32 protein-coding genes are annotated in these 26,216 nt (G+C 39.7%); 5 read left to right on the plus strand and 27 right to left on the minus strand.

Going from position 1 to position 26,216, the window contains the following annotated elements; translation table 11 throughout:
* Positions 1-11 precede the first annotated feature (11 nt).
* Complete coding sequence (locus CPRO_RS11200; RefSeq protein ID WP_066051778.1) at positions 12-380, minus strand: hypothetical protein; 369 nt, start codon at positions 378-380, stop codon at positions 12-14.
* Positions 381-665: 285 nt separating this feature from the next.
* Here CPRO_RS11200 and rsgA point away from each other — a divergent pair, with 285 nt between their 5' ends.
* Together rsgA and CPRO_RS11210 are read left to right on the plus strand one after the other, a co-directional pair.
* Positions 666-1,742 carry a ribosome small subunit-dependent GTPase A gene (rsgA, locus tag CPRO_RS11205; protein WP_066051781.1) on the plus strand — a complete coding sequence of 359 codons (1,077 nt, stop codon included), beginning with the start codon at positions 666-668 and terminating at the stop codon, positions 1,740-1,742.
* A 143-nt stretch (positions 1,743-1,885) separates the two neighbouring features.
* Positions 1,886-2,308: a 2-thiouracil desulfurase family protein gene (locus CPRO_RS11210; RefSeq protein ID WP_066051784.1), complete on the plus strand. Its 423-nt coding sequence runs from the start codon at positions 1,886-1,888 to the stop codon at positions 2,306-2,308.
* Positions 2,309-2,472: 164 nt separating this feature from the next.
* Here CPRO_RS11210 and CPRO_RS11215 read toward each other — a convergent pair whose 3' ends face one another.
* Positions 2,473-2,886: an FMN-binding protein gene (locus CPRO_RS11215; protein ID WP_066051786.1), complete on the minus strand. Its 414-nt coding sequence runs from the start codon at positions 2,884-2,886 to the stop codon at positions 2,473-2,475.
* A gap of 133 nt (positions 2,887-3,019) precedes the next feature.
* Here CPRO_RS11215 and addB point away from each other — a divergent pair, with 133 nt between their 5' ends.
* Positions 3,020-6,406, plus strand: coding sequence for a helicase-exonuclease AddAB subunit AddB (addB, locus tag CPRO_RS11220; protein ID WP_066051791.1), 3,387 nt, complete (start codon positions 3,020-3,022; stop codon positions 6,404-6,406).
* Positions 6,407-6,598: 192 nt separating this feature from the next.
* Here the strand turns inward: addB and CPRO_RS11225 are convergent, their stop codons facing one another.
* Positions 6,599-8,344 (minus strand): ABC transporter ATP-binding protein, encoded by a 1,746-nt coding sequence (locus CPRO_RS11225; RefSeq protein ID WP_066051794.1) that lies wholly within the window; start codon positions 8,342-8,344, stop codon positions 6,599-6,601.
* 369 nt (positions 8,345-8,713) lie between these two features.
* On the opposite strand from CPRO_RS11225, the gene CPRO_RS11230 reads away from it, so the two are divergent.
* Both CPRO_RS11230 and CPRO_RS11235 read left to right on the plus strand, forming a co-directional pair.
* The gene (locus CPRO_RS11230; protein ID WP_066051797.1) at positions 8,714-10,357 is read left to right on the plus strand and encodes a hypothetical protein; all 1,644 of its coding nucleotides are present in this window, start codon (positions 8,714-8,716) and stop codon (positions 10,355-10,357) included.
* Positions 10,358-10,384: 27 nt separating this feature from the next.
* Positions 10,385-10,750, plus strand: a complete 366-nt coding sequence (locus CPRO_RS11235; RefSeq protein ID WP_066051800.1) for a VOC family protein — start codon at positions 10,385-10,387, stop codon at positions 10,748-10,750.
* Positions 10,751-10,907: 157 nt separating this feature from the next.
* On the opposite strand, the gene CPRO_RS11240 is transcribed toward CPRO_RS11235, so the two are convergent.
* The 24 genes from CPRO_RS11240 to CPRO_RS15615 all read right to left on the minus strand — a co-directional run bounded on the left by CPRO_RS11240 (position 10,908) and on the right by CPRO_RS15615 (position 26,150).
* Positions 10,908-11,528: an NlpC/P60 family protein gene (locus tag CPRO_RS11240; protein ID WP_066051804.1), complete on the minus strand. Its 621-nt coding sequence runs from the start codon at positions 11,526-11,528 to the stop codon at positions 10,908-10,910.
* On the minus strand, positions 11,525-11,878 hold the full coding sequence (locus tag CPRO_RS11245; protein ID WP_066051807.1) for a hypothetical protein: 354 nt from the start codon (positions 11,876-11,878) through the stop codon (positions 11,525-11,527). Before CPRO_RS11245 ends, CPRO_RS11240 begins: the two co-directional genes overlap by 4 nt.
* A gap of 123 nt (positions 11,879-12,001) precedes the next feature.
* Positions 12,002-12,301 (minus strand): hypothetical protein, encoded by a 300-nt coding sequence (locus CPRO_RS11250; RefSeq protein WP_066051810.1) that lies wholly within the window; start codon positions 12,299-12,301, stop codon positions 12,002-12,004.
* 11 nt (positions 12,302-12,312) lie between these two features.
* Positions 12,313-13,578, minus strand: coding sequence for a phage tail spike protein (locus CPRO_RS11255; protein WP_066051812.1), 1,266 nt, complete (start codon positions 13,576-13,578; stop codon positions 12,313-12,315).
* On the minus strand, positions 13,578-13,715 hold the full coding sequence (locus tag CPRO_RS15045) for an XkdX family protein (RefSeq protein ID WP_236782345.1): 138 nt from the start codon (positions 13,713-13,715) through the stop codon (positions 13,578-13,580). The genes CPRO_RS11255 and CPRO_RS15045 overlap by 1 nt, the downstream gene beginning before the upstream one ends.
* Positions 13,712-14,014, minus strand: coding sequence for a hypothetical protein (locus CPRO_RS11260; RefSeq protein ID WP_066051814.1), 303 nt, complete (start codon positions 14,012-14,014; stop codon positions 13,712-13,714). The genes CPRO_RS15045 and CPRO_RS11260 overlap by 4 nt, the downstream gene beginning before the upstream one ends.
* Positions 14,015-14,016: 2 nt before the next feature.
* Entirely contained in the window at positions 14,017-15,204 is a 1,188-nt protein-coding gene (locus tag CPRO_RS11265) for a BppU family phage baseplate upper protein (protein ID WP_066051816.1), read from the minus strand.
* Positions 15,204-15,899, minus strand: coding sequence for a distal tail protein Dit (locus tag CPRO_RS11270; protein ID WP_082754352.1), 696 nt, complete (start codon positions 15,897-15,899; stop codon positions 15,204-15,206). The genes CPRO_RS11265 and CPRO_RS11270 overlap by 1 nt, the downstream gene beginning before the upstream one ends.
* Entirely contained in the window at positions 15,899-17,371 is a 1,473-nt protein-coding gene (locus CPRO_RS11275) for a hypothetical protein (protein ID WP_066051818.1), read from the minus strand. Before CPRO_RS11275 ends, CPRO_RS11270 begins: the two co-directional genes overlap by 1 nt.
* A gap of 25 nt (positions 17,372-17,396) precedes the next feature.
* Positions 17,397-17,993: a bacteriophage Gp15 family protein gene (locus CPRO_RS11280; protein ID WP_066051820.1), complete on the minus strand. Its 597-nt coding sequence runs from the start codon at positions 17,991-17,993 to the stop codon at positions 17,397-17,399.
* Positions 17,990-18,364, minus strand: coding sequence for a hypothetical protein (locus CPRO_RS11285; protein WP_066051823.1), 375 nt, complete (start codon positions 18,362-18,364; stop codon positions 17,990-17,992). The genes CPRO_RS11280 and CPRO_RS11285 overlap by 4 nt, the downstream gene beginning before the upstream one ends.
* 24 nt (positions 18,365-18,388) lie before the next feature.
* Positions 18,389-18,880 carry a hypothetical protein gene (locus CPRO_RS11290; RefSeq protein WP_066051826.1) on the minus strand — a complete coding sequence of 164 codons (492 nt, stop codon included), beginning with the start codon at positions 18,878-18,880 and terminating at the stop codon, positions 18,389-18,391.
* Positions 18,877-19,320, minus strand: coding sequence for a hypothetical protein (locus CPRO_RS11295; RefSeq protein ID WP_066051828.1), 444 nt, complete (start codon positions 19,318-19,320; stop codon positions 18,877-18,879). Before CPRO_RS11295 ends, CPRO_RS11290 begins: the two co-directional genes overlap by 4 nt.
* Positions 19,310-19,708 carry a minor capsid protein gene (locus CPRO_RS11300; RefSeq protein ID WP_066051831.1) on the minus strand — a complete coding sequence of 133 codons (399 nt, stop codon included), beginning with the start codon at positions 19,706-19,708 and terminating at the stop codon, positions 19,310-19,312. Before CPRO_RS11300 ends, CPRO_RS11295 begins: the two co-directional genes overlap by 11 nt.
* Positions 19,705-20,070, minus strand: coding sequence for a hypothetical protein (locus tag CPRO_RS11305; protein WP_066051834.1), 366 nt, complete (start codon positions 20,068-20,070; stop codon positions 19,705-19,707). The genes CPRO_RS11300 and CPRO_RS11305 overlap by 4 nt, the downstream gene beginning before the upstream one ends.
* Before the next feature lie 3 nt (positions 20,071-20,073).
* A complete protein-coding gene (locus tag CPRO_RS11310; protein ID WP_066051835.1) occupies positions 20,074-20,424 on the minus strand; it encodes a head-tail connector protein in 351 nt (116 codons plus the stop codon).
* A 16-nt stretch (positions 20,425-20,440) separates the two neighbouring features.
* Positions 20,441-20,662, minus strand: coding sequence for a hypothetical protein (locus tag CPRO_RS11315; RefSeq protein ID WP_066051837.1), 222 nt, complete (start codon positions 20,660-20,662; stop codon positions 20,441-20,443).
* Between the two features lie 14 nt (positions 20,663-20,676).
* Entirely contained in the window at positions 20,677-21,543 is an 867-nt protein-coding gene (locus tag CPRO_RS11320; RefSeq protein WP_066051840.1) for a hypothetical protein, read from the minus strand.
* A 15-nt stretch (positions 21,544-21,558) separates the two neighbouring features.
* A complete protein-coding gene (locus CPRO_RS11325; protein WP_066051843.1) occupies positions 21,559-22,107 on the minus strand; it encodes a phage scaffolding protein in 549 nt (182 codons plus the stop codon).
* A gap of 441 nt (positions 22,108-22,548) precedes the next feature.
* Positions 22,549-23,874: a phage portal protein gene (locus tag CPRO_RS11330; RefSeq protein ID WP_066051846.1), complete on the minus strand. Its 1,326-nt coding sequence runs from the start codon at positions 23,872-23,874 to the stop codon at positions 22,549-22,551.
* Entirely contained in the window at positions 23,864-25,084 is a 1,221-nt protein-coding gene (locus CPRO_RS11335) for a terminase large subunit domain-containing protein (RefSeq protein WP_066051851.1), read from the minus strand. The genes CPRO_RS11330 and CPRO_RS11335 overlap by 11 nt, the downstream gene beginning before the upstream one ends.
* Complete coding sequence (locus CPRO_RS11340) at positions 25,068-25,526, minus strand: terminase small subunit (RefSeq protein ID WP_066051853.1); 459 nt, start codon at positions 25,524-25,526, stop codon at positions 25,068-25,070. Before CPRO_RS11340 ends, CPRO_RS11335 begins: the two co-directional genes overlap by 17 nt.
* A 262-nt stretch (positions 25,527-25,788) precedes the next feature.
* Positions 25,789-25,929, minus strand: coding sequence for a hypothetical protein (locus tag CPRO_RS15610; protein WP_200777682.1), 141 nt, complete (start codon positions 25,927-25,929; stop codon positions 25,789-25,791).
* A 65-nt stretch (positions 25,930-25,994) separates the two neighbouring features.
* On the minus strand, positions 25,995-26,150 hold the full coding sequence (locus CPRO_RS15615; RefSeq protein ID WP_200777681.1) for a hypothetical protein: 156 nt from the start codon (positions 26,148-26,150) through the stop codon (positions 25,995-25,997).
* Between the last annotated feature and the right edge of the window lie 66 nt (positions 26,151-26,216).

Consider the following 26,216-nt stretch of genomic DNA (forward strand, 5'->3'; position numbering starts at 1 on the left):
ACGCTAATACACTAGGGCGATTCCTCTAAATCTGGTTTGTAAACCTTATTCTCCTTTGGTGCCTTCTGCTCATTATGGAAAGCTGGCAATGTAATATTTCTGTCCTTCCAAAAAGCTGTAATTTTTTCCCTAGCCGTTGCAACATCCTCCGCAGGAATCTGATATGCGATGGTCTCCTTTAATTGATTGCAAACTGCCTCTGATGTGTCTGTATGAAAAGCAGAAACCAATACCAATGCCCCTGCCAAAATCACAGTTACATATGTACGAAAAATCAAAAGCCACTGAGGTGAACTTTCACCAGGATTACGGCCTTCTCGTCTGTCTCTCATTCTTTTTTCCATTTCCATTCTGCGCCGTTTTCTTTCCTTATCTGTCATACCGCATCCCTCCTGATTTCAAATATATGCCCCAAATTTTAAAATATGAACGAGCATGAAAAATGGATTCGAAAATAAAATATCCCCATTTATTTGCTTTCTGCCTAATGATTTGCTAAAATTAGCTTATAATCATACTGAAAGGGGATTGTGCATATGAATTGCAATTTTGACAGAACGGATATTGCGGGAAACAAGGAGGTTTTCAGAGCTTAAATCTTCTAGAAACCTCCTTGTTGTATACAAAGAACACATAGTATACGAATTCTTACGGAGGTAATTTCATTGAATTTATTAGAAAATTATGGTATTTCTCAGCGGTTTATACAAGAAGCCACCCTTTATCCGGAATATTCTTTAGGGAGGGTTATTGCTCAGTATAAGGGCATGTATCGCATCGCCAGCGCTGAAGGTGAGCGTTTCGCCGAAATTTCAGGGAAGTTTTCCTATGAAGTGGAAACTCTATCCCAATATCCTGCAGTGGGTGATTTCGTTATGGTGACTATCGGCAATACCGACAGCCCCGCCATTATCCACAAGGTTTTAACAAGAAAAAGTGTATTTCAACGTGCCGCTTTGGGGCTTATCAATCAAGCCCAAGTAATCGCTGCAAATATAGACATCGTTTTTATTTGCATGTCTCTCAACCAAAATTATAATTTAAGTCGTCTAGAACGGTATTTGTCCATCGGTTGGGACAGCGGGGCTAAACCCGTAATTCTACTCACCAAGAGTGATTTGTATGAAAATATCTCACAAATCATGGCGGAAATCGAAACAGTTGCTTTGGGTTGTGACGTAATCGTAACCTCATCCTTTGATGCTACGACTATAGAAAAAATGTCTCCCTTTCTAAAAAAGGGCATTACCGCATCTTTTATCGGTTCCTCAGGGGTTGGTAAATCAACACTGATCAACCTTTTGGCAGGAAAGCAGCTTCTTGCTACTGCAGAAATTGATGAATATGATAAAGGACGACATACCACCACAGGACGAGAAATGTTTTTATTACCCAATGGAGCCATTGTCATTGATACCCCAGGGATGCGGGAATTGGGTATCGCCAATGCAGATATGGAAAAAACCTTTTCAGATATTGAGGAGCTGGCAAAGCACTGCAAATTCAGAGATTGTTCTCACAACAATGAACCCGGATGCGCTGTGCAAAAAGCAATTTTAGAGGGTCAGTTGGAGAGCCGAAGATTACAGAACTATTTTAAATTAAAGCGAGAAACAGATTATGAAGGTCTTTCTTCAAAAGAAATTGAAGAAAAGAAGCTGAATGAAATGTTCCGTGAAGTTGGCGGTATGAAAAAAGCCAAACATCACATCAAAAGCTTAAAGAAAAGTGGACATCGTTAAAGAATAACTTCATTTAGAGTAGGTGCTATATGAAATTCATCTTATCTTTTTGATGTAAATAATAATGAGGAGAGCATCCGTATTCGCGGATGCTCTTACTGAATAAAACACTAAAAATCATTTTTAGGAAACGAGGCTCATATATGAATATCTTGGTTAGTGCTTGCCTAGTAGGGCAAAATTGTAAATACAACGGTCAAAATAACTATAATCAAAATGTTATGGATTATATACAGTGTCATACTGTGATACCCATCTGTCCCGAGTTGCTTGGGGGGCTAGGCTGTCCAAGGGACAGCGTGGAGCAAGTTGATGGTATTTTTATGACCAAAAATGGGAAAGACGTGACCAAAGAATTTCAAAAAGGTGTGGCTGTTTCTATGGAACGAATACATGAAAAAGAAATAGCTTTAGCAATTTTGCAGTCCAGAAGCCCAACCTGCGGTGTAAATCAAATTTACGATGGAACTTTTCAAGGTAAGTTAATAAAAGGCCACGGCCTTTTCGCAAAAACCTTGAAGGAAGCAGGCATACCTGTAAAGGATTGCGAGGATATTCATCCGTGATACGCAAAAAGGCAGGAATACCCCACCTTCTAAAATCAATATCTTATTGGGAATTACATTAAAGTTAAAACTAGTTTGTAAAAAATTTGACGCTCAAAGAACCTTTCTTTTTTAAAGGGTGCCGGCTAACCGACACCCTAAAGAGAAAAACCCATTTTTCCTCTTTATTTCTTTGCCTCATCCAAACTTTTTGCTACCGCCTCTAAAATTGCCTGTGCCGAATATGCGTTTTTCTCAGAAACTTGAATGGTCAAGGATTGGGTCTTGACAACCTCTTTGCAAACCTCATCCGCCGCCGATTGCAAAAGAGGATAGAATACCATTGTGCTTTCAGAAACCTCAGATAACGCAACGTCTGCAATCTTTCCATCATCAACCGTTACAGAAACCATTGCATTCTCATTGCCCAAGGCTACCTGGGTATGGTATACCCCATCCCGATATGTACCAGAATCATTATTTCCCAAGCTTAAGAAAAACCAAATCAGTCCAACCAAAATAATGACGCCCAACACAGCAAATACTACCGTTTTGATGAGCTCCTTTAACTTTACTACCACAAATTTCGTGCCGCCCACCTTACTCCCTCCTAGAATACATTTCCTTAATCTTACCATATGTTTGTCACTTCCCCTTTATTCCGCTGTACAAGTTTGCCTTGAAAAAAAGCTTTCTGTTGGGTATCATGATAAGAAAAAGGAGGATACCCAAATGGCATTGCGCTTTATCATCGGCACCGCCGGTACAGGAAAAACCCATCTTTGCATGGATGAAATAATTGATAAACAAAAAATGGGTCTAGGACGGCAGATTTATATTGTGCCTGAACAATTTACCTCTCAGGCAGAGCGTGATTTGATTGCACACAGCCCTCAAAATGCCATTCTCTTGGCTGAGGTTCTAAGCTTTGGCCGTCTAGCTTACCAAACTTTTTCAAAAAACGGTATGAGACAAAAGGCCCCTTTGGGGGACATTGGTAAATCCATGGCACTGCAGAAGGTTCTTTTGGATGAAAAAGAAAATCTCTCCTTTTTTGGCAACGTAATGAACAAGACAGGTTTTATAGACCAGCTTAGCCTGACGATTTCTGAATTTTTTCAATACTACATAGAGCCTTGCCAGCTTCTTGAAAAAGCACAAGCAGGAACCCTCACACAAGGCGTAACTGAAAAGCTAACAGACTTAGCAAAAATTTATGATGCTTATATTAAATTTACAAATAAGGATTACATCTTGGCTGATGAAACCCTTTCTCTTTTGGCAGCACAGCTTTCTGTTGAAAAACCCTTTCAAGAAACTGAACTATGGCTTGATGGTTTTTATGGCTTTACGCCTCAGGAATATTCTGTAATCGAAAATTTGTTAAAGCTATCAACACAAGTTAACGTTACACTGCCCATGGACGAAAAAAGTTTTTTTGCTCCATTTTTGCCCCAGTCTGCACCTTTTTACGAACCATATATTACGAAAAATAAATTAATACGCATTGCTGAAGAGAACGGTATTCCTTTAGCACCTTCTGTTTTTCTTTGGGAAAATCACAGAGCAGAAACCCAAGCATTAAAATCCTTGGAGAAATACTATTTTCAAGGTTACCATAAAAAATGCAGTCTGGCAGAGAGCATCTCCATTACCGCTTGCCCCACTAAGCAAGAGGAAATCACTTTTGCAGCAGGAAAAATCATCCGCCTTGTGCGGCAAAAAGGTCTTCGTTTTAAAGAAATGGCCATTGTAACCAATGCAATGGGTGCATATGAGAAAAGCCTGCGGAGTATTTTGCATGAATATGGAATTCCCTGCTTTATAGACAGCCGAAGGGAAATCACTTCCCATCCCCTGATTACTATGGTAACAGCACTGTTGGATTCGTTAATTTACGATTTTCGTTATGAAAATGTATTTTCTTATTTGAAATCCGGCCTAATTCCATTCTCCTATGAAGAGCAGGACGCCTTGGAAAATTACGTTCTCGCCTACGGAATTAAAGGCTATAAGTGGCTAAAAGAGAACTGGAAGTATGGTTTGAAAAAAGAAGGAGAAGAAACCATCGCCTATATGAACCTTTTACGGCAAAGGTTTTTGGAACCATTTCAACCATTTTTGCAATTAAAAAGAAAAGAGCGGCTCCCTCTTAAGGAATTTATCGCCCTTTTGTTTCAGCATCTGGAGGCTCTTCATGTTGCCGAAACACTTGTGACATGGACGGAAGAATCCAGAGAAAATGGTAACCCATCTAAAGCGGAGGAGCATCGACAAATATGGCAGCTTCTGCTACAAGTTCTGGATAAAGCAACGGAAATTTTGGGAGAAGAACCAATGACCATGGCGGAAGCTGCAAAAGTTTTGTCTGCCGGCCTTCAAAAGTGCACCATGGGAGTCATTCCTCCCACTACAGACTGCCTTGTGGTAGGAGATATTGAACGTTCTCGCCTGCCGGAAATTAAGTACCTCTTTGTCCTTGGCGTAAATGAAGGTGTCCTACCTTCTCCCTCCCAACCCCAAGGAATTTTTACGGAGACGGAACGTCAGCTTTTAACAGAAACAGGTATGGAACTGGCAAGCGGCGGAAAGCAAAAGGCCTTTGAAGAACAGTTTCTAATTTATCGTGGGCTCACACGCCCTTCCCAAGGCTTGTTTTTAACCTTTGCAAACGGTAACACAGAAGGAAAAGCCCTTTTTCCCTCACCTCTTATTGACCGTCTTTGCAGAATGGACAGCACTTTACAGATTCAATCTTATTCCGTATTTCAAATGGAAGAGATGGTTCCCTCATCGGTGTTTCATCTTCTGGGTGAAAAAATGCGTAACCACAAAAAAGATATCCCAATGGAACCACTTTGGCAGGATATCTATAGCTTTTTTGCTACCGAACCCATATGGGAAAAGCGGTTATCCTTACTGCGCAAAGGCTTTATAACAACAAAAAAACAAGAACTTCTCTCTATGAAAACAATCACAAGTTTATATGGTGAAAAAATTTTCTCCAGCGTATCCCGTTTAGAACGCTTTGCCGCCTGTCCTTTTTCTTACTTTGCGGAATATGGGCTGAAAGCGACAGAGCGAAAGCTTTATCAACTGCACACCCCTGATTTGGGGTTATTGTTCCATGAGGTGTTGGAGCTGTTCTCCAATAAACTTCAAACAGAGAATATTCCTTGGGCTTCCCTATCTCAAGAAAAAACGGAAGAAATGATTTATGAAGCAGTTGACCTTGCCGCACCTAAATTGGGAGAAGCAGTTTTAATGGATTCTGCGGCCAATCAATACCTCATCCGCCGTTTAAAACGCATTTCAGCCCGTGCCGCTTGGACATTGGTACGGCATTTGAAAAACGGAGATTTTGTGCCCTCAGGCTATGAAATCGGCTTTGGCAATCATGAAGCTCTCCCTCCCATCGTTATTGAATTAGCAGAGGGAAAAGAACTGGTGCTTTCGGGAAAAATTGACCGTGTGGATTTATTGGATGCCCAAGGAAAACGCTATGCAAAAATCATCGACTATAAATCTGGTTCCAAAGCCTTTAACTTTCAAGATATTTACTACGGCTTACAACTACAGTTGCTGGTTTATTTAGATGCCTATTTAAAGCATTACGAAAGAACAGAAACGCCAATAAAACCCGGTGGTGTATTTTACTTTAGAATTTCCGACCCTAATTTAGCACTCAATCAAGAGATGCGTGCAGAGGAAATTGAAGAAGCCTTATATCAAAAAATGCAAATGTCCGGTTTGATTTTAGAGGATGAAGCAGTCATTCAAGGCCTTGACCATGTTTTTATGGAGGATATGAAAGGAAAAAGCTCTGCAATTGTCCCCGTTGGATATACAAAAAAAGGAGACCCATCTTCAACCGCTTATCTAGCTGATGAAGAACAATATAAAAAGCTCCTTTCCTTTGTTGTCAATCGAGGGAAAGAGCTGGGAAATTCCATACAAAGTGGTGTCATTACCCCTTCTCCTTATCGTAAAAATGATCAAATCCCTTGCACTTATTGTCGTTTCAAATCCATTTGTCGTTATGATTATGAAGATGAACCCAAATGGCGCAACTTAAAGAAAATAGCCAAAAAGGATTTTTGGGACATGATTGAGGAATAAAGAAATCGTCCTTTCCTACTTTCAAACACATGAAAAAAGGCTGTTTCCAGAGAAATTTAATCTCTGAATCAGCCTTTTACTCTTTTTGTTGATGATTACTTCAGCTTTGGCATTTCATAATTTCTGCATCTGCATACTGGAAATCTGAAATACCCAATTTTATAAATAGTTTATTTATTGATTTCTATCATTCTATTCTCTATTCTCAATGCCCTCAAACTGCATGTAATAATAACGAGCATATATCCCATCTTTTTTCAAGAGCACCTCGTGCTTTCCTCTCTCCGCTATTCCCTCATCCGTCAAAACCACGATTTCGTCAGCATTGCGAATGGTGCTGAGTCTGTGGGCAATCACGATTGTAGTTCTATTTTCTGAAAGTCTCTCCAAAGACTCCTGAATATATTTTTCGCTCTCATTATCTAGGGCCGAGGTAGCTTCATCAAGAATCAAAATTTTCGGATTTTTCAAAAACACACGAGCAATGGCAATTCTTTGCTTTTGTCCTCCCGAAAGGCGAGTGCCCCTCTCTCCCACAAAAGTGTCATAACCCTCAGGAAGAGAGAGAATAAACTCATGAATATTGGCATTTTTAGCAGCCTCATGTATTTCTTTTTCCGTTGCGTTTAATCTGCCATAGGCAATATTATCCCGAATGTTACCGGAGAAAATATAAACATCCTGCTGTACAATGCCAATGGCAGAACGCAGAGATTCTAATGTCAATGAGCGAATGTCCTTCCCATCAATCAGCACGGCTCCCTCCGTGACTTCATAAAAACGGGGTAAAAGGGAACAAAAAGTGGTTTTTCCACCCCCTGATGGACCTACCAAAGCCATGGTTTCTCCGGCTTTGATTTCCACACTCATATGATTCAGAACACTCACAGAGTCGTCATAGCTAAAAGAGACATCCCGATATTCTATATCTCCCTTTACCTCAACCAACTCAGTCGCATTCATAGCATCAACAATTTCCGCCTCTGTATCAAGAACCTCCACAAAACGTCGAAATCCTGCATAGCCTTTCTGGAATTGTTCAGTAAAATTTAGCAAAAGCTCTATAGGGTTCATATAAATATTGACATACAAAACATAAAGAGCAAGATCGGTAGCAACAAGCTCATCCTTTGCAATTAATAATCCACCCACCACAATAATAATGGTATAGAAAAGGCCTTGAAAAAAGGAATTCCCCGCCATATAACCACCCATGGTACGATAGCTTCTATTTTTGGATTCCAAAAAGGTTTGGTTGCTTTCTTGAAATCTCTCATTTTCATATGCCTCATTTACAAAGGATTTCACCACACGAATGCCAGAAAGACTGTCCTGCACACGGGAATTGACCCCTGAAATCTTCAATCTATTATCCATAAAAATGGCACGCATCTTTTTATTTCTAACGTAAGAAAAAAGAATCATGACTATGGTCACACCAATTAAAATCAACGTTAGCTTAACATTCAATAAAAACAAAATGATAAAAGAGCCAGCTATCTTTAGCATTGACATAAAAATATTCTCCGGCCCATGGTGAGCAAGCTCGGATATATCAAAAAGATCGGATACAATGCGAGACATCATATCCCCCGTGTTGTTTTTATCATAATAGGAAAAACTCAGTTTCTGTAAATGAGAAAACAAATCCTGCCGCATATCACTTTCCATTCTGGCACCCATTATGTGCCCCCAAGAAGTAATAAAGTACTGGGCAAAATAACGCACCACATACATCACCAGCAAAAGAACGCCTACATAGCCAATGATTTTTATGATATTTTCTCCGTCTCCCAGAAAAACCCCTCGATTCAGAATATTTAGAATCAACGGGAAAGATAAATCAATGGCTGATACAATTAATGCACAAAATAAATCCATATAAAATAAAAAGCGATATGGCCTATAATATTTACTGAATTTTTGAAAAAGCTCCATAATGTTCTCCTTTGTAAGTACTCGTGTATCATATCTCTAGTTTTCTAATATAATTGTTACTCTGCATGTATTTAAATAGCATAGTACATCTCTTATATTTGTTTCATTATAACAGCATCACCAAAATTTTACACCTTTTTTCCTTCCTACTTTTTATTTCAAAAAATCTATTACAAAGAAATTACTTTTTGAGCCTTTTCTCCCCACTGGTTGATATTTGAAAAAAACTTATTTTCATGCTATAAATGACTGTTTTTGGCACAATACGCTTCACTTGAATAAAAAGTTTCGTTGTACTTTTTACTAAAACCCTATATAATAGATGGGAAACTTATTATAAGATTTTGAATTCAGAAAGGAGATCTTCTTTTGTCAAATCATGCATCAGAGGAACAAATCAAAACACTTTCGGCGGAATATATTTACCAGCAAGCAATTGGCAGTCTGTTGCTGCTTTTAATAAGCGCAATGGAAGAAGAGGAACAGCCCCCGCTACCTTACCAAATCCCTCAAGATATTGCTGAAATCAGAAAAGAAATCCGCGGCTATCTTTTAAATTTAGAAGACATATTAGATGGACTTACTGAAGGGCGTATTGCGGTTTTAGAAAACTGTATTTCTCTTAAAAAAAGGCTTCTCTCCATCTATGAAACTGTATATAGTTATTTTTCTCAGTGGAACATTATTTCCACAACCATAAATGATCAAATCGCTCTGAGAAAATATATTGAAGACAAGGTTACTGAAAAACAGGTGGAATGGTCTTTATTTTTTGCAGACTGTCATGCTTTTATGGAAAGTGCAGATCATACATTGGCACAAAAAAGCTACATGAGTCAGTTATTAAAGTGTATTCCCCTTTTCATTACCAGGGACAAGTTCTATACAGAAGTGAAGGAATGCCTAAATGCCGCCTTCACTGAGGAAAGCAAAGAATTTATTGAAATGTCCTTAAAAACCTTCGAGGGTTTTTGCTGCCCTGAAACAAATCCTCTTTACGGAAAATATTTCCCTGAAATTGCCGAGACCTTAGGCACAAAGCGTATGATTTTGCCCCATAAAATGGAAGATGAAGTTCTGGGCGAAGCCTATGGTGATCTAAATGAATTATTCGAAGTTTTGGAAGAAATAGAAGAATATTTTTCTTGTATTCTTCATGATATTAATTCCTGCATTCTTTTGCTGTATCTTAGCTATTCCTTTACCGAATTAACCCAAAGAGATGCAGCCTATGGGGATTTATACCACGCTGTGTGTGAGTTTTTAGGCGGAGAATGGAATGCGACGGAAAAAGCCGCTTATTTAGACACATTAAACGAACAACTGGAAAAAGCTGTAGAGCCAGTCATTGATAAAGCAAATGAAATCGGTCGGCAAGAGTATGAACTTCTAGAAAAAATCGGCTCATTTGAAGGCTTTCATGAGGACACAAAGAAAGTTCTTATGACCGAAGAGTTTATAAGAGAATGCTTCTTTGGCGGTCTTAATGACGAATTATTCCGCTTCGACCTTCCAAATGGCTTGCCTCCCGCTACACAAGAAGAAAAGAACAGCTTGTTTGATGCTTTTGTCGAAAACACAAGAAATAGCTTCGATACGCTGCCTGTACAAACAAGGAAAATTGCTATGCAAACCCTAATGGGAGCATTGCCACCTGTTTGCACAGTTCAGGATATTATGCAACGCATTATGGATGCAATTGATAATGTTTCCACCGAGGAACAAAGGGTTTTAATTGTAGATAAGGTGGGTATGGTTTTTGCCGATAATGGTTATCAGTCCATTACAAATCAGGAAGAGAACCATCATCACAGTCATGAACATACGCATGATTGCGACTGCGGACATGACCATGGCCTTCATCATGAGCACAAGCACGATTGCAACTGTGGACATGACCACGACCATCATGAGCACAAGCACGACTGCAACTGTGGACATGACCACGACCATCATCATGCACACAAGCACGACTGCAACTGTGAACACGACCATGACCACAAGCATCACTAAAAACACAAAAGATAAAGGAGGCAGAATATGTTCACATTTAATCATTATAATTTTAATGTCATAGACCTGGAAAAAAGTATGGATTTTTATGAGAAAGCCCTTGGACTAAAAGAGGTTCGTAGATTAGAATCTCCCGATGGCAGTTGGAAACTGGTTTATCTTGGAGATGGAGTAACAGATTTTAATTTGGAATTGACATGGTTAAAAGAGAGAACTGCACCCTATAGCTTAGGTGAAAACGAATTTCATCTCGCCTTTGAAACAGAGGATTTTGACGAAGCCCACAAAAAGCATGAAGAATTAGGCTGTATCTGCTTCGAAAACCCAGAAATGGGAATTTATTTTATCAGTGATCCCGATCATTATTGGATCGAAATCATTCCAAAGGGATAACAAAACAAAAAAGCAGGAATTAAAGGGAAAATCCCAATAATTTCTGCTTTCTATTTTTTATAATTTAATAAAAAATTCTAGTAAAATCCCGTCTAACAGCTTTCTCCTAATTTTAAGGAAAACAGCCATGCCGACAGCTTCCATTTACAAAGTGTGCTTATTTTTTTTGAAGCACAGGAGTTTTACCTTTACTACTTACCGCGTAACCCAAAGCATCTCCCAGATCTCGTATTTTAACATAATTGGTTCCGTTCTTAAAAATCAGGTCTACAACAATTTCTTTTCCATCTACAATTATCTTCTCTCTGGTTACCACTTCATCATCCTCCTTGTCATAGTTAATATACTCCATCAATAACCAATGGGTAAAGCTATTCTGGCTCAGCGGTACTTCCCGCACACCATATGCCGAACCATCCGCAGCAATATAGTATGGAACATTACCTACCAGACCCGTATAAATTCCCACGTGCCCACTTTTCCAGACCAAGGCACCAATGGGTGCATTTTTTATTGTGCCAATTGGCTCTTTGCGAACTGCTTTTTCAAACAGCTGAGCTGAACTTAAAACGATACCTGTAGCCCATGAAATCAAGCCTGAACAATCCACACAAACCTTGCCAACCTTCTTCTCATCACTATTCCATACAAGCTTCACGCCGAATAGCCCCTGCAAATAATTAAAATTGGCCTGAGACATAACTGTCCCCTTCATTCCGTATACATAAGGTGTTCCAAGCTTTGAGCGTGCAAAAGCCACTAACTGTTCCCCAGTCATTTATCTTCCCCCTTTACAACCTCTCTAATTGCCTTATTTTGTGTCAACAGCGTTCTCATCTCTTCTAACGCTGCATCTACCCATGCAGAAAACATTTCAAAAGTAACTACCTTGGCTGCTGCTGGAAATCTCGAAATAAATAAATCCCATACATATCTAAGCTTCAGTTGCCCTGTTCCACCACCCAATTCTTTTTCTGCTTCTATACAGGCATATAGCAACCATTCTTTGATTGTATTGATTTGTTCCTGTGTAGGTTTTTTTGCAAAATTATAAATAAAAACACCAACACAGCATAATCCAGCCACCAACACTACAATTAAAAACCAATTTTCAATAAACCAGTTCATAACGCTCCCCCATTCATAATTTCAGATATAGTTATCACTTAAAATATGTGAAGCACACGCAACCTACAAAACGATATCAATCGCAATTCATTTCATTACTTATCAGAAAGTATCTCTATTACCTTATGGTAGTTGTCCACCACTCAAAAGATAGCCCACCACCGCACCTACCACAATTGTGATGACACGCTCAACCACACTTTCCCACCGTTTGACCGGTTTTTCGGCTAATATCTTAACATCCGCTTTTATTTCTCGTACATCTTCTTTAATATATTCTTGCTCTTTTTGCATCACAGAAAAAGCATTTGTAAGCTGCTCTAGATTCCCCTGACGTTCTTCTAATTTGTCCAGTCTGTCTTTGTTACTTTTGCTTCTTTGATCAACCTCAACTAATTTTTCCGAAACTTCATCCTGATTCATCTTTTCACCTCCTACATTCGCGATAGTACACTCCCTTCACTATCTATAATAGTTGTCCAACTGCCATTTGTTCCTGTAGCACTAAATCTTAATCCATATTTTCCGAAATGAAATAACTTTGTAGCGGTATCAAAAGAATTTCCATCCACACAGATATAAAGCCCCCCATCATTTATTGTGACTTTTCCTGTAATCAACCCGTAAACCTGTTTTACCTCGGTAGATGCACTCACCGCTGTGGAAAGGCTCTTCTCCCCGCTGGTTACAGATGATGTCAAGTCTGCAACAAAATCCCCCAATTCCACCTCATTGTATTGTTCAAGCAAGCAATCCCACTCATAGGAAATGACCTTGGCTTTCTTATGAAAGCCCATTTTTACATTAGAAACCGTCACTACGTCCCCCAACTGAACTTCTTCCAAAACAGAGTACTCCTTGTATTCTGCTGTTTGGGAAAGCATCTGGAAATTAGCCTTAATATTAACCTTGGGTAAATCGCAACCCTCATTAAATAAAGCTTGAACAGCCCCGGGTAATTCATAATAAGTCAAACTGCTATCCTCGAATACATGGATTTTGGGGTAGCGGTAGCTACTAATATATGGGCTATCCAGGTACCCGCCCGACATTGACACACCGTCTTTTCCAAAGGCGTAAATTCTTGTGGCCACCTCTGAAATATCCTCACTAATCTCCAACCCTACAAGGTTTTTGCCGTATCGAATGGCAACACCACGATCCTGTCCAATAGAAGTTTTCATAGAAACAGTAAAGCCGTCCCGCAGGATTTCCCCACCAAAGGCCTTTACAAAACTACTTGCATCTTCATCATCACTAAGCAATGCGGCTATAGGGTTTACTTTGCTTGCAGAGACTGAACCTGTCCCCGACATATTGGTTGTAAAAGCAAAAGGCATGGAATAGGCAAAGGCATTTTTGATACTGTTTATCACGGTTTGAGCTGTGCCTGATACACTGATATTCAAACAAAGATTGTCCAGCAAATCATAAAAAATTTGCCGAGCATTTACCTGAATTCCATTCATATCTGGTTTGATGTGATAAATGCGAAAAGGCTGTTTTCCACGAGGCGTGGATGCAACAAGAATCCGCTCCTTTTCAATGTCCTCCCATTTCCCCCACTCATCATAAGGGTGTTCCAGCTCTAATTCATACAGGCCATTTAATTCCTCTTTTACAGTACAAAGGCTCGGAAGCAATGCCCCCAAGCCCAAAGTATCAAATGTTGTGCTATTCTTTTCATGTATGGTAATCATTAAACCACCTCATACTCCTGCCCTGTTATTTCTGCATACTGCTCTGCTGTGATTTTGCCACTTTTTACGAACATACCTACATTCTCAGCAGAATAAATCTGAGAATCAAAATACCGCTTTACAATTTTATAAATCATCTCACCACCCCCTGTTGATTCAGCAATAATTCGGCTAATGTCATATCAATCTCTGTCTGTTTGCTTAGAATCATCTGCTGATTTAATAGCATTTCAGCTTGTAGGATTTCATCCTCTGTGGATTTGGGAATGGAATCTTGTAGTTCAACTTCTTCCCATTCACCATTGTTATACCGTTTTCCTAAAATAGATATATCCTCGTTGTCCAAAGAAATATAATTGTGAAGTTCTATCTCTTCATGCACACCTCTTATTTCTGCACAAATAGAATCCTCCTTCAAAACTGCATAATATCGCATTTTTATCCCCTCACCTTTGTCATCTCATTGTAGTAAACATCTACTCTTACATTACATGTTCCTGTAATGGGTGGATCGGTTATGGCATTCCTGTGATACCAATTCAATGCCTCTACTTTTTTTATGTAAGCAGTCTTAAAGTTGGGTACAGAAGCCGTTGTCAATGCTCCCGATAAAGCACTTGAGCCGTACACATGATAAGCAAAGCCAAAAACCGCACCCAGATATAAATAATAAGTGTAATTCCAATTACTATAAACCAAGCTGATTACTTGTGTTGTGTTATCATAATAAGTAAGCCTGATATTTCCTGTAATCCCAGACCTGTCACTATAACCACTAGGAACACTTAAGATATTTATTTTTATATAATCCAATGGAACAGGAGTATCAAACTCAATACCAAAATTTGCCGTTCCTTGGGTGCCGCTGGCTACCGGTGCAGGAATTGTTGTAACAGCACTGCTTTTTACCCTCTGAACCATCTGATAATTCCAGTTAAAATCTGTTAATGCATTTAGCTTCCCCATTACCGTACCTGCCGTTGCCGTTCCGCCTATGTCCGCAGTATTTCCCAACCTCTCCACAACCCCATCCACAGAGTTGTTATTGATTGCATTCTGTAGCAGTGTGGTTAAATCCTCGGAAACATAATTGCAAAGGTATTCCCAAGCATCCCACATAGTATCGATGGTAAGCTGTTCCGCGATCTCCCCGGGAACGCCAATATTTTGAACCATGTTAGTCATTAAATCATAGGCTTCATATAGATTTTGATATAGTACCACCAATGCGCCGTATTCGTTACTACTTTGTACAGCATTTTTGGAGAACAAACTTTTTACCACATGAATTTTAAACTCCATGGTTTGCAAAATTTGTACGTTTTGGTAGTAAATAATAATCTGTGCTTCCACATATCCCACTTTTGCAAGGGTCTGGTCTGTTAGAGGGAATTGACACCTGCCGTTAGCCGCCTCCGTAATCACACCGTTATTGTAAATCTCGCCACCGTCCTCGGGCTTCCTACAATAAATTCGTACCTCATGACCTGATAGATTAATGGGCAATCCGTTGTCCTTCAAATAAACATCTAAAAAACGGCTGTTAGAGTCGTTCTGCACAGCCGTAATAATGCTATCTCTCTTTACTTTCACATCAACAACAAACTTATCATAAACTTGGGCCATTATAACCACCTCCATTTCGGTTCCACTTCTATTTTTGTTACACTTCCTGTCCAACTGACACTATTCTCCCCTACCTCAAAGCGGGGAAAATCCAAAGCAGAGTATTTGTCGTTTGCATAGGTAGCGTCTTTATAAACTTCCATCATCTCACTATCAATGGTTACACTCCCATTTATACCATTTAGTCCATAATTCGTGCCGTTTACGGTTAAAATGATGTTTCCATTACCATAAATCGTCATCGTAGGCTCAGAATAAACGGTACCTTTGTTGTGAATAGAACACGGTCTGGTAAGGGTAAAGTTATCCCCAAAGGCATTTACAGAATACTTAAATGGAAAAACCTTAAACTGCACCAAAAAGGAAATATACAAATAAATTACATCAGCGATTGAAATGGCATTGCTGATTCTCGCCTTGTAAATCTTGTCAGGCTCCGTTGATAAAATCAAATCCCCACTCCCGTCTAACCATGCCGCTATTTCTTCCAGCTTTTCTGTCCCCCTTGCACCACATTCCACAGAAATGGTATACCCTTCATATGTACCCTCATCTATGGTTAAAACACCGTTTCTCCCGGGAATTGCCACCTCCTCTTCTCGACGACGAGGCTTCACAATGTCGGGCATAGCAGAAATCAAAATGTCCATATCTCTGCTGTCTTTTCCTTTAAAAATAAAATAAGACTCTAACACTATGCACCTCCTGTGGCGGAAACTCTTTGCTTGCGATAAAATTCTGCCTCTTGTAATAGGCTTGAAACAGAACCTTTCCCATTATTTACCATTTTTTCAACTTTTAAAATGAGATCACCACCGTTGTAGGTAGAACTGTTCCAAACATTAGATGTATTTTTCTGCAAAACACTTTGCGAAGCCTTGCTTTGCGCCTGTCCTATGTCTGCCAACATGCGGTCTGTGTACACTAATAACTCTTGTGGGTCGTAAGCATCCTTCATTCCCTTGATGACACCCTGTGTGATGGGCTTTCCAACCTCTCTAGCTGCTCTCTTGGAAGGGCTTGCTGTTTCAGTAGCACGCTTTAGCTCCGCAATAATTGCATCTGCAATACTTCTAGCCGTGGCAACGGCCTCAGCACGTCTGCTTTCCATGCCATTGACCACCCCCTCCATGGCATCTACGCCCACAACCTGACAAATAATAGGGATATCATTTAAAGCCTTTTCCAATTCACCTGAAAAGTCCTCATCTAAGGCCTTCAGCTCTTTTTCATAAAACTTAGCGGCAATTTCTCTTACTAAGTCTTGTTTCTCATCCCAAGTTTTTGAGTACTCTTCGAAAAATGAATCGCTTTTTGAAAGTAACTCCTCGCCAAAAGCCATCCCATCTTCAACACTCATCCCCAGAACTTCATCAAACAACCCTTGTGAAATTCCCTTCTCCTGAAGCTTATCTAATATTTGCGCATATCTCTCCAGTCCTTCAATTTGACGGTCAATTTTTTCAAGCTGAACCACACCCCTTTCATCAAAGGCAAACAAATCCCCATAATCGGAAAGCTTTTTCTCCATGCGTTGTCTTTCATTTATAAGGGCATCATATTGTTTTTGTGCAACCTCTGTAATATTTTCAATTCTTGTGGCTACAAGCTTATAGGCTTCATTCGCTCCGCTATTGATTGCTTCCTTATAAACAGCCATTAATTCCTTAGCTGCCTTCCTGTATGCTGGAGCGGCCTTTTTGTTTGCCTCAGCAAATGCATTTACATTAGCATCAATTTTCCATTCCATACGTGAAATGGCAGTGGAAGCTTCTTCCTCCATTCCAGCTTTCATGCTCTTTAGGTAAAGGCTCCCCAATTCTTTATAAGAAACCGCCCTATTCTTCGCCTTTTGCATAGATTCCTCTGAAATGGCAACCACAGCCTTTTCTACTCCGCTCATAGTTTTTTCCAATTCAAAAGCACTTCTTGTGACACCGTTTTTTGCGGAATTCTCTATACTTAAGGCTTTCTCCGTTATTTTTTCCAGCCCAGTGTTAACCGCCGTGGCAAACAACGAAAGGTTGCCTGCCGAACCAAGAAAGGAAGCAGAAACTGCCTTTGCACTGAGGTTCGCCAGATTTTTTAAGTCAGTAACTCCTTTTTCAAATCCTGATTCATCTACTTTTGTTCCAAAGGTCAAATATCCATCATAATGATATGCCACTTTGCCCACCTCATTTCAAAATTAATTATAATAGCCCTGATAAATCCCCTCCTGTTAAAAGAGCAGCCTCTATTGCAGATAACTTCTCCGCCTCACCCTTAGAGAAGGGAAGTCTATGTATTGTTTTCATTCTACGGTAAAACTCTTTTTGTTCCTTACCCATACTTTCTGAAATTTCCATGGAACGATATCCCATAATTTTGCAAAAAGCTATATCTTCCCTTAAACCCTGAAATAGCGCCCGAAATTTCCACCAATGCAGTTGTTTTTCCTGTGTTAGATCTATTCCATACTGCTCTAAGAAGGCACTGTATATATAAGAAGCATCATGTTCAAAAGAATAAGTCCTTTCCTGCTTTCTATGGCTTCTCTTTTGATTTGACGTTTTTTCCGACTCTCCTGATCGATAAAACCATTGAATCCCTTCTAAAGCCATCTTCCAGTTTATTGGAACCTCAGGGTAAAATAAATGCAAAGCAAGAAGGGGCTTTTCAGCCCCTTCCACATCTTTGTCCAACATTAATAATTCATATAAAATTCCCACACGAAAGTCCCATCGAAATGGGTACTCCTTATCATCAATCCAAATCTTTTTTGGCAGTGCGTCAATTAAAAGGTTCATAGCCCTTCAATCCTCTCTATTGTATAGGGGGATTTTGTTTTCATAACGTCGATATATTCCTCTACCAAATAAGTATAAATGTCCCTGTGAAACACAATCGTATCGTCTTTCTTAAAAATAAAAAATTTTTCTTTTTGAAAATCCAAAATCTCTTCAATCACCCTTTTTAGAATTACCTTTTCCTCATTTTGCATTTCGTAAAAACATTCCTCTTGACTTAAATTGCCTCGGTCCTTTTTCTCAATTTGTCCAAGCTCAACTTGAACCCTTTTAAAAATAAAAGCAAGGTGGTCTCTACCAAAATCCACAGTATATTTCTGTCCTAGAATGGAAATCTCTCGTTTGGTTTCTCTCTTTAGAAAGGTGCTCATAAAAATCCCCCTAGCCCGCATATATTATGCTGTTTCTGTGAATGTTTTTGCCGTAGTGTTAAAAGTTCCATAAACGGGGTCTCCAACGCCATGAAGAGTTCCTGTTACCTTCATAGCTTCACCACCAGCACCGGTAATTCCAGTCACAGCTACAGCAACCTTGAATTTTCTTCCATAAAAGGTATTCTCCAAAGTCTCATGGGGTTGAAATAATTCTACACGCACATACTCCAGCTCAGCCTCAGCACCTGTTTTTTGATTTCGTCCAATGTTATAAAGAGCCATAACTGCCTCCTCTGATGCAATCAAATCCGTATCAAAGGGAAACTGTGTCTGATAATTCTTAATTTGACTGGACTGTGCCTTTTGGTGAATATATGTTTTTGTATCCGTCTGGGCATTGGGATTTTCATCTAAAGTATTAAACCCCACACCCATTAAAGCATAGCTTGGCGTGTTACTGCTGCTTGTATTTAAATAATCTGCAATTTGATGTCTCATTACTGTATCACTCATGTTATTTCTTTTACTCCTTTCTCAAAATAAAGTAATCTGCACTGAATCTGATACCTTGCCATATTCTCTCTTGCGTCAATCACATAACCTTCGCTCTCCGCCTCTATACTCAGAGCTTCGCGGCCACATCCCAAGGACGGCAGTTCCTTCTTCAGACTTTTTTCCTTTAACCAGCCTACAAAGTTTTCATAAAACCCACTGTTTTCAATATTTGTTTCTACATCTGACCCATATTTCTCCACACTACCAAAGGTAAATACATACTGACAAAGGGCACTCCCATCAATATAAGCTTTCACTTCTTTTTTAGCTGGAACACCGTCAATACTATACTCCGTGGGAAGAACCCCAAGATAGTCCACATGAATTGCTCCATCCTTTAGCAACGGACAAGTACAAAAAAAATCTCGGATGGACTGGATTAAACTTTTATTTTCCAATTTGTCTTCCTGCCCCTTTCAAAATTTCCCGCCCATAATGTGCCTTCATTCGCAAAAACCAATATGACCCCCGCATAGGTGCTCCTTTGAATGTCAACGCCCTGTTGGCAACCACTTTTTCTTCACCAGCCCTTGCCCATGTTGAGCCGGTGCTGGTGCTCACCATTACCTTTCCATAATATAGGAATTTTGCGTAGGGTACAGTGTAAATCACCTCACCGTTTTTACCATAAGCACTGTTTTGCAATGCCCCTGTGCCAAAGGGAGTAAAGAGTGCCATGCGGCGAATCACCTCTTGATCAATATACCTCTGTATTCTTCCTTCCTTACCTAAACCCTGACTTTTTTTCAGTACATCTAAACTGCTTAAATCCACCGAAAAACTCATTTTGCCACCACCTCCCAATGCTGCATATCCTTACTTCCATAGTCAAAAGTATTGATGGATAAAATAGTAAGACTTTTCCCTGAAGTAATTCCTCTGATTATTTTATCCTCAGGGCGCAAAGTAAAATAGGATGTAGGATTTTTCTCAAACTCTTCTGGTATACCAAATGTACGGGTTGCTTCTGCCGAAAAAGGAATAAAGATATGTACCTCATTCGCCTCATAAAGCTTCTCATGGTTCAGCCTCGCTCCCAAAGCTTCCTGCCAAAAAACTCCCTTTATTATAGTAGACTGTAAAAAATATTTGCGAAAAATAGGATCATAAATCCGGTTAAATATAGTACATACATCACTTGATTTCAAGTTTTACACCCCCAGATATAAAAGACCAGTTGCCAATAAATAGCGGCGAACGGCAATGGAAAGGCGTTCCTCTTCATTTGGTGTGTTTGTAACACCGGCGGCATAATTTTTCGTTATTCTCCCAACGCTTTCCGCCACAACACCGCCGCCCTCCTCGTTGATTTTAATTGCCTCCGCCACGGCACAGCAGGCTTTTTTCAATAAATCATTATCATCAGAAAACGCCATGGCTCTCTCAAAAGTGACCATATTAATATATTCTGATGACCGTTTTGCTAGGCGGCTAAAGCTATCTTGGGGAATCTCATCTCCCCCAAACCCTTCCTGATAAAATTCGTAGGTCGCATATACCATTGCCCTTCCCCCTCTCTTACTCCTTATTTTCGGACTGATCCCCTGTATCAGGTCTCACATGGGAGACCTCTTTCTTTGGCACTTCTTGCTCTTTTTTTAATATCTTATTTGCTTCCGGAACCTTCTTCTTTTTCTTAAAAAGCTTTTCCATTTCTGTCTGCGAGCTCTTACTTCCCTCTTCCGTAGGAATTGGTTTAGCTCTTTCAGGCTTTGCACCCAACCCAACTGTTTTTGACATAATCGTCAACCTCCTTATGCCTTATGAGACAAATAAACACCGGCCACCTTATTCTTATATACATCCACAATTCCATATTTGCGATATTTTACAATATAACTGTCTGCATCGGGGTTCCCTGCAGGGTCAATCACATCACCCACTACATGCTTATCAAACTTAATTACAGCACCCTTATGTACAATCATGAAGTTGATGTCTTTACCCTCTGCTGCTTTTTTGTAATGCCCCAGTTCTTCTCCTGTGGTTTTGCCATCCAAAAGATCGATGGCTGTATAAAAACGGCTCTGGGGCACCTTACGAACGATCTCAAAGCTAGTCAAAACCTCTTTGGATTTTGTGGTATCCAATGCCATAACACTATTTAAAAGGGCATGAGTTGCATATAGCACTCTGCCCTCCTCAGGCACCTCATCCTCATCCATCTTGCTTTTTGCCGCCATCAATGCCTGTAAAAATTCCTCTGCTGTTGAAAAAGCCGCTGTAGCTGCTACTGAAATCCCTTCTGTTCCTGCTAAAGTTGCAAAGGTAAATGCATCTGCCTCGGGAGCAACCTTTTCCCTTTGCAGCGTTGCCCCTGCCATATGAAAAGCCACCTGAAAGGTTTCAGCGTCATCCATGGTATCAATAGAAAGCTTTGTACCTCTATCATAATTAAATGTGGCAGTTTTCCAAACCACATCAACAGAGCCGTTAGTATAACCACTGTTTCTATCATAATTGCCCAGACCGGAAACACTGATTTGGGGATATAGAATTTCGTTACCGTTCCCCCCTGCTTTCATCATATTATTGTCACTGGTTAAGTCGGCAGTTACCGAAGCACTTTTGTATACCTCATCAATTAAGTTTGTATAGTTTTTTGCCAAAGCAATTCCCATCGTCTATCTCTCCTTTCAGTCCTTTAATGTTAATCCCATTAATGCTCTCATCTTGTTTTCTTCCACTTTTGTCAAAGACACTCGGCCCATGCTGGGCATCTCAATGGGTCTATTGGGATTTAAATAATAGTTTTTGTCCTTTGTCAGCCCCTCTAAAATTTCCTGATCTTCCTTGCCTTTGTTTATGTCCATGACGACAGCGTTCTGAAACTCGGCAAAAACAGCCTTTTCCGTCAACTCATCACGCCATTTGTTTTCACCAACAGCCTGATCAAAACGTTTTCTCAAATAAACCTCCTGATCAGCCTCCCTTTCCTTTCGTTTGGTCTCGTCTTTTTCCGCAGCAATCTTTCGCTCCAGCTCTTCCAGTCTTTGTTTAAAGTCACTTTCCTTTACAGAGGACTCCTGAAGCTGTAAAAGCTGTGCTTCTAAGCCTTTTTTTGCGCTGTTTAATGCATTAAAGTCTGCTCTCGCAACAAAATTTTTTCCGATTCCTTCGGCAATTTTCTTCTCTAGTTCTTGAGCATTCTCTAAGCCTTTCAAAGCTTCTTTTAACCATTCCATGAATTTTTCTCCTTCCATCTCTCAATTTTTGTATTGTCATTTAGGTTCTATCCTTTTCATTCGGCCAGTCCCGATTTTGAACCGCCTCTTTTTATCCCCAGGCTAGGGTACAAAAAAAGGCCTGTTTAACGTCTATTGCCTAAAGACGAAAGAACAAAAAGAACACATTTGACCTTGGGAGCTCTGTCCCCTATTCCCTGCAAAGGATCATCCCTTGAACTTTTTTATTGAAAACACTATATTCTGAGATTTCATGTTTTGCATGTAATTGTTTTGATTTCTTTTCTAATCGTTCAAGGTGTTTAGAGGAAAGCCTTAATACCTTTTAGACCAGTGTCCCATATGCCTATGCACTCTTTTTCATTATAACCGACCTCTTTTCATAAGCTTGCATCATTTTAGGAAAATCTAAAAGTCTTGTGTTTTTAATGCTCATCTCTCTTAAATTCTTTCTAATACTACATCTTGCCCTTGCCCAACTTCTTGCCTTTCTTCAATCTCTCCCAAAACCTTTTGTGCTTCGTCTGATGTCTCGTTAGGGTTCAGCCATTGCCTTAACTCAACTTTGCTTTTTACACCTAACTCCAACGCATCCTTTAATTGCCCCCATGTTTCACTACTACTTTCTATCATCTCATAAGACCAATCAAAACGAACCCCATACGCTCCCATTGGTGCCAACTCGTAATAATTAGCTAAAACATTACATGCATAAAGATAATCCCGCACGCCTCTCTCAACAGCATTACGAATATCACCAATTAGGGCATAGGTGTCATAAAGCCCTGCCTTAATCTCCGTGGCTGTGGCTCCTCTGCTTTCCGGTGCTGTTAGAATTCCTTTGCTTGTTCCAATACTTTTTTCCAGTAGCCCAAATAAATATTGTAATCGCTCATAATAACTGCTATGTCGAATCTCAGGACTAAATACTTCAATCATGTCGCCATTTTCTTTGCCATGGGCGGCAAAAAACACCTTACTTGGCATACGATATTTCCCTGTTTTGACATCCTTTTGAAACATGCGTTCATCGGCAAAAATCTTTACCTCTTTTAGCTTATACTCATCTCGAATTTGCTCAAAGCACTCAAAAATCTCGCTGATTAAACGATCACAACCATATGTAATAGGTACACCATATTCGTCCCCAAACCGTCTGTTGTCTATTGGCGATTGAAAATAGGCAAATAAGACTCGGTCAACACCAGCAATAGCAATATCCTCAATTTCTGCCCATTGCTCAAGAAAAGCTGCATTCCCCCATTGGTCAGTAACCTTATTTGTAATATAAAGATTTCCCCCATCCACCTGATAATCCATCCATCTGTGGTAATGTTTTTCCCCTTGTTTTACGCTATCCGCCAAAACTGTTGCTCTGGTGATGCGGTTACCTTGCTTCTCATGGATAACCATTCTTTCTTGAGACAACACATCAAATTGAATAATCCCAAGTCTAACATATGGAACAACAATGCATCCCCCTGTTCCCAACATGCGAGAAATAACTCGCTTCATCCTATCCCAAACTTCAATCAAACACTGATCCAGAAAGGCCACTCTCCCATTATTCCCGGAAACATCAGCAGTGCTTTCGTTCAAGGCGAGGGTAGAAAGCTTGTTAGCAAAGATTGCAGTAAGATTCAGCTCATCCGCTGCCTCATATTTCTGGGTGAAGGCCATATTCTCCTTCATCTGTTCCCCCGTTGTATTTGTTTTAGTGATACCAAAAATCCGCATAATATATTCCCAAACTATTTTAAGCATCATAATTTCCCACCAATCTATATATGTTGTATTCAAAACTATACTCATCAGCATCCAAAATATCTATGTCACTGCTGCCATTGTCCAATCGCTTGTCCTCTAAAAACTGATTATCCCAAACTGCTGTAGAAAGTCCCCTCACAAGGTCGTCGCACTCCCCCTTCACAATATGAAACCGCTTCCCACCCATAAGCAATAAGGTACAACGTATCCTGTCGTTAATCGGTCGCTTAATGCTGTTGTAAATTGGATATGTGGTATGTTGACGATAGCTGTTTATCATGGTCTGTTCAGCACTATCACAATAAATGCCATTGGGATATCCATAGTCCCGAATAATGCCCTCCACAAAATCAATCAGCTCCTTTTCCAACGAATAAAAACTCATACCCGTTGCCGGAATGCTCTTTGCCCGCAATTTGTATACATGGTTATCAAAAGAAATTCCTGTGGCAACAAATGCATGGTTTGATTTGTTTCCTCCAAAATCATGTCCAATGCCAATATAGTCAAATCCCCTGGGCAAATCATCCTTAGAAACCAAATATTTTTCAGGATTATCGGCGAATTCCTTGTAAATCAGCCCCTCTGCCAATGCCCATTTACCTAATATGTATCTGTCATATAAAACTGTACCCCGATATTCTTTTTTCAAGTTTTCTACAAAATCGTTGCTCAAAAATGGATTGTCCTCCAAAATATAATTTTGCAAATAAATATCTGCATCACTTTGTAAAAACTGATAAAACCAATGGTTTGGGCTTTCCGGATTGCAAGTGCCATCAAAACAGCTGTAGGGCTTGTCCAGTCGGCTTTTCAACATATGAAAAACGTCTTGATGCCAAGTTACTATTTCATCCCCATAGCAATATTTGATGCTTGCCCCTCGAATTCTGTCTACTTGATTCTCCCTGCCTGCCCCCAAACAATAGCATTTTTCTCCAAAAAGCATTGCCGTGTTATCTGAGTGTATATCTGACACCAGTGCAGGCGTAAAAATTTTCTGTAATGGCTCAATAATATTTCTTTGCAGTGTCCCTTTTGTATTGCCCAAAATCACCACAAGACCCGATTTTCCTCTTACCGCTCGAATTCTTCTGGGAATCATATAATAATCCAAATACGTCTTGCCTGAACGCGTTGCTCCCGATTTGATATTCCAGCGGCAGTTGGCTTCATTCCAATATTCCTTTTGCTTACTGCTTAGCTGCATTGTTTATCCCCTCCAAAATACCATCTAACTTCTCATAAATTTGTATATCATATTCTTCTCTCGTTTTGTCAGCCCACCCTTGAAAATTATTGGTCAATGTAAATTTTGCCCCCTGTAATCCGTCCTTGTCATACAGCCGCTCCTCAGCGTATCCCTCTAGCATCAGCCGGGCTTGGGCAACAACCTCGGCATATTTTCCTTTGTATTCTAAAAAATCCTTTCTGCTTAAAAAGCCGAGAGAACAAGCAAGACCGGAAACAGTCGGTGGCCTTGCTCCAACCATAGTGGGCTCACCATTCTTTTGATAAACCACACTTCCATTTTCATCCTGTAATGGCTCCCCTTTGCACATTTTAAAATAATCTTGCATCAGCCCTTCCACCATTTCCTTATTTTCGTATTGCGGCATACCTTTTCTATCCCATTTCGGCATGAAAAACATCACCCTCTTCCCCCCAGAAAAGTATTGCAATAACACAACTACTTTTCCAAATTGATTCTTAATATTTTTCCTCTGAGGTAAAATTTTTTCTCATATTAAACAATTAATAATCACATGTAAAATAGAATCCCCTACATATGTTCTCGATGTAGAAAAACCAATACTATAAACAGAGCCATGGGATACAAATCCCATCTCAAGGGAAGTGTGCAGAGAACTCTGCCTTCTATGAAAATAGGGCATCCTTTTGGATGCCCTATACTTATCTTTTGGTGTTTGGACCCATTCCCTCTTTCACCGAGTTGTGAGTATCATTTTGATTCTGAACCTTTTGAGACGTTGTTTCATTGTTGAATTTATTTTTACTTCTTTGTTCTTCTTGTCTTTTCTGATTTTTTTCCATAAACCCACCTCAATAGAATATTAATTTTTAGCTTTTTCTAAATTCATATTTTGATACAATAAAAATTAATTGATTCTACCGGCTTTTTCATGTCCATGTTTTGCTTTCCCTTGAATTTCAGGAACAGGGGGTGCATCATTTTTGGGAAATTTTGTCTTGTGATTGCTCTCTGTTCCGTGGGGTTCTTCTGGGTTTGGTCTTCTCATACCTGCTTTAGCCATTTTTCTCACCTCGAAGATATTTTCTCAAAAAAGCTTTAAAAGGATACAGGAAAGAATTTCCCACTT

The organism is Anaerotignum propionicum DSM 1682 (genome assembly GCF_001561955.1).
Classification (GTDB): Bacteria; Bacillota; Clostridia; order Lachnospirales; family Anaerotignaceae; genus Chakrabartyella; species Chakrabartyella propionicum.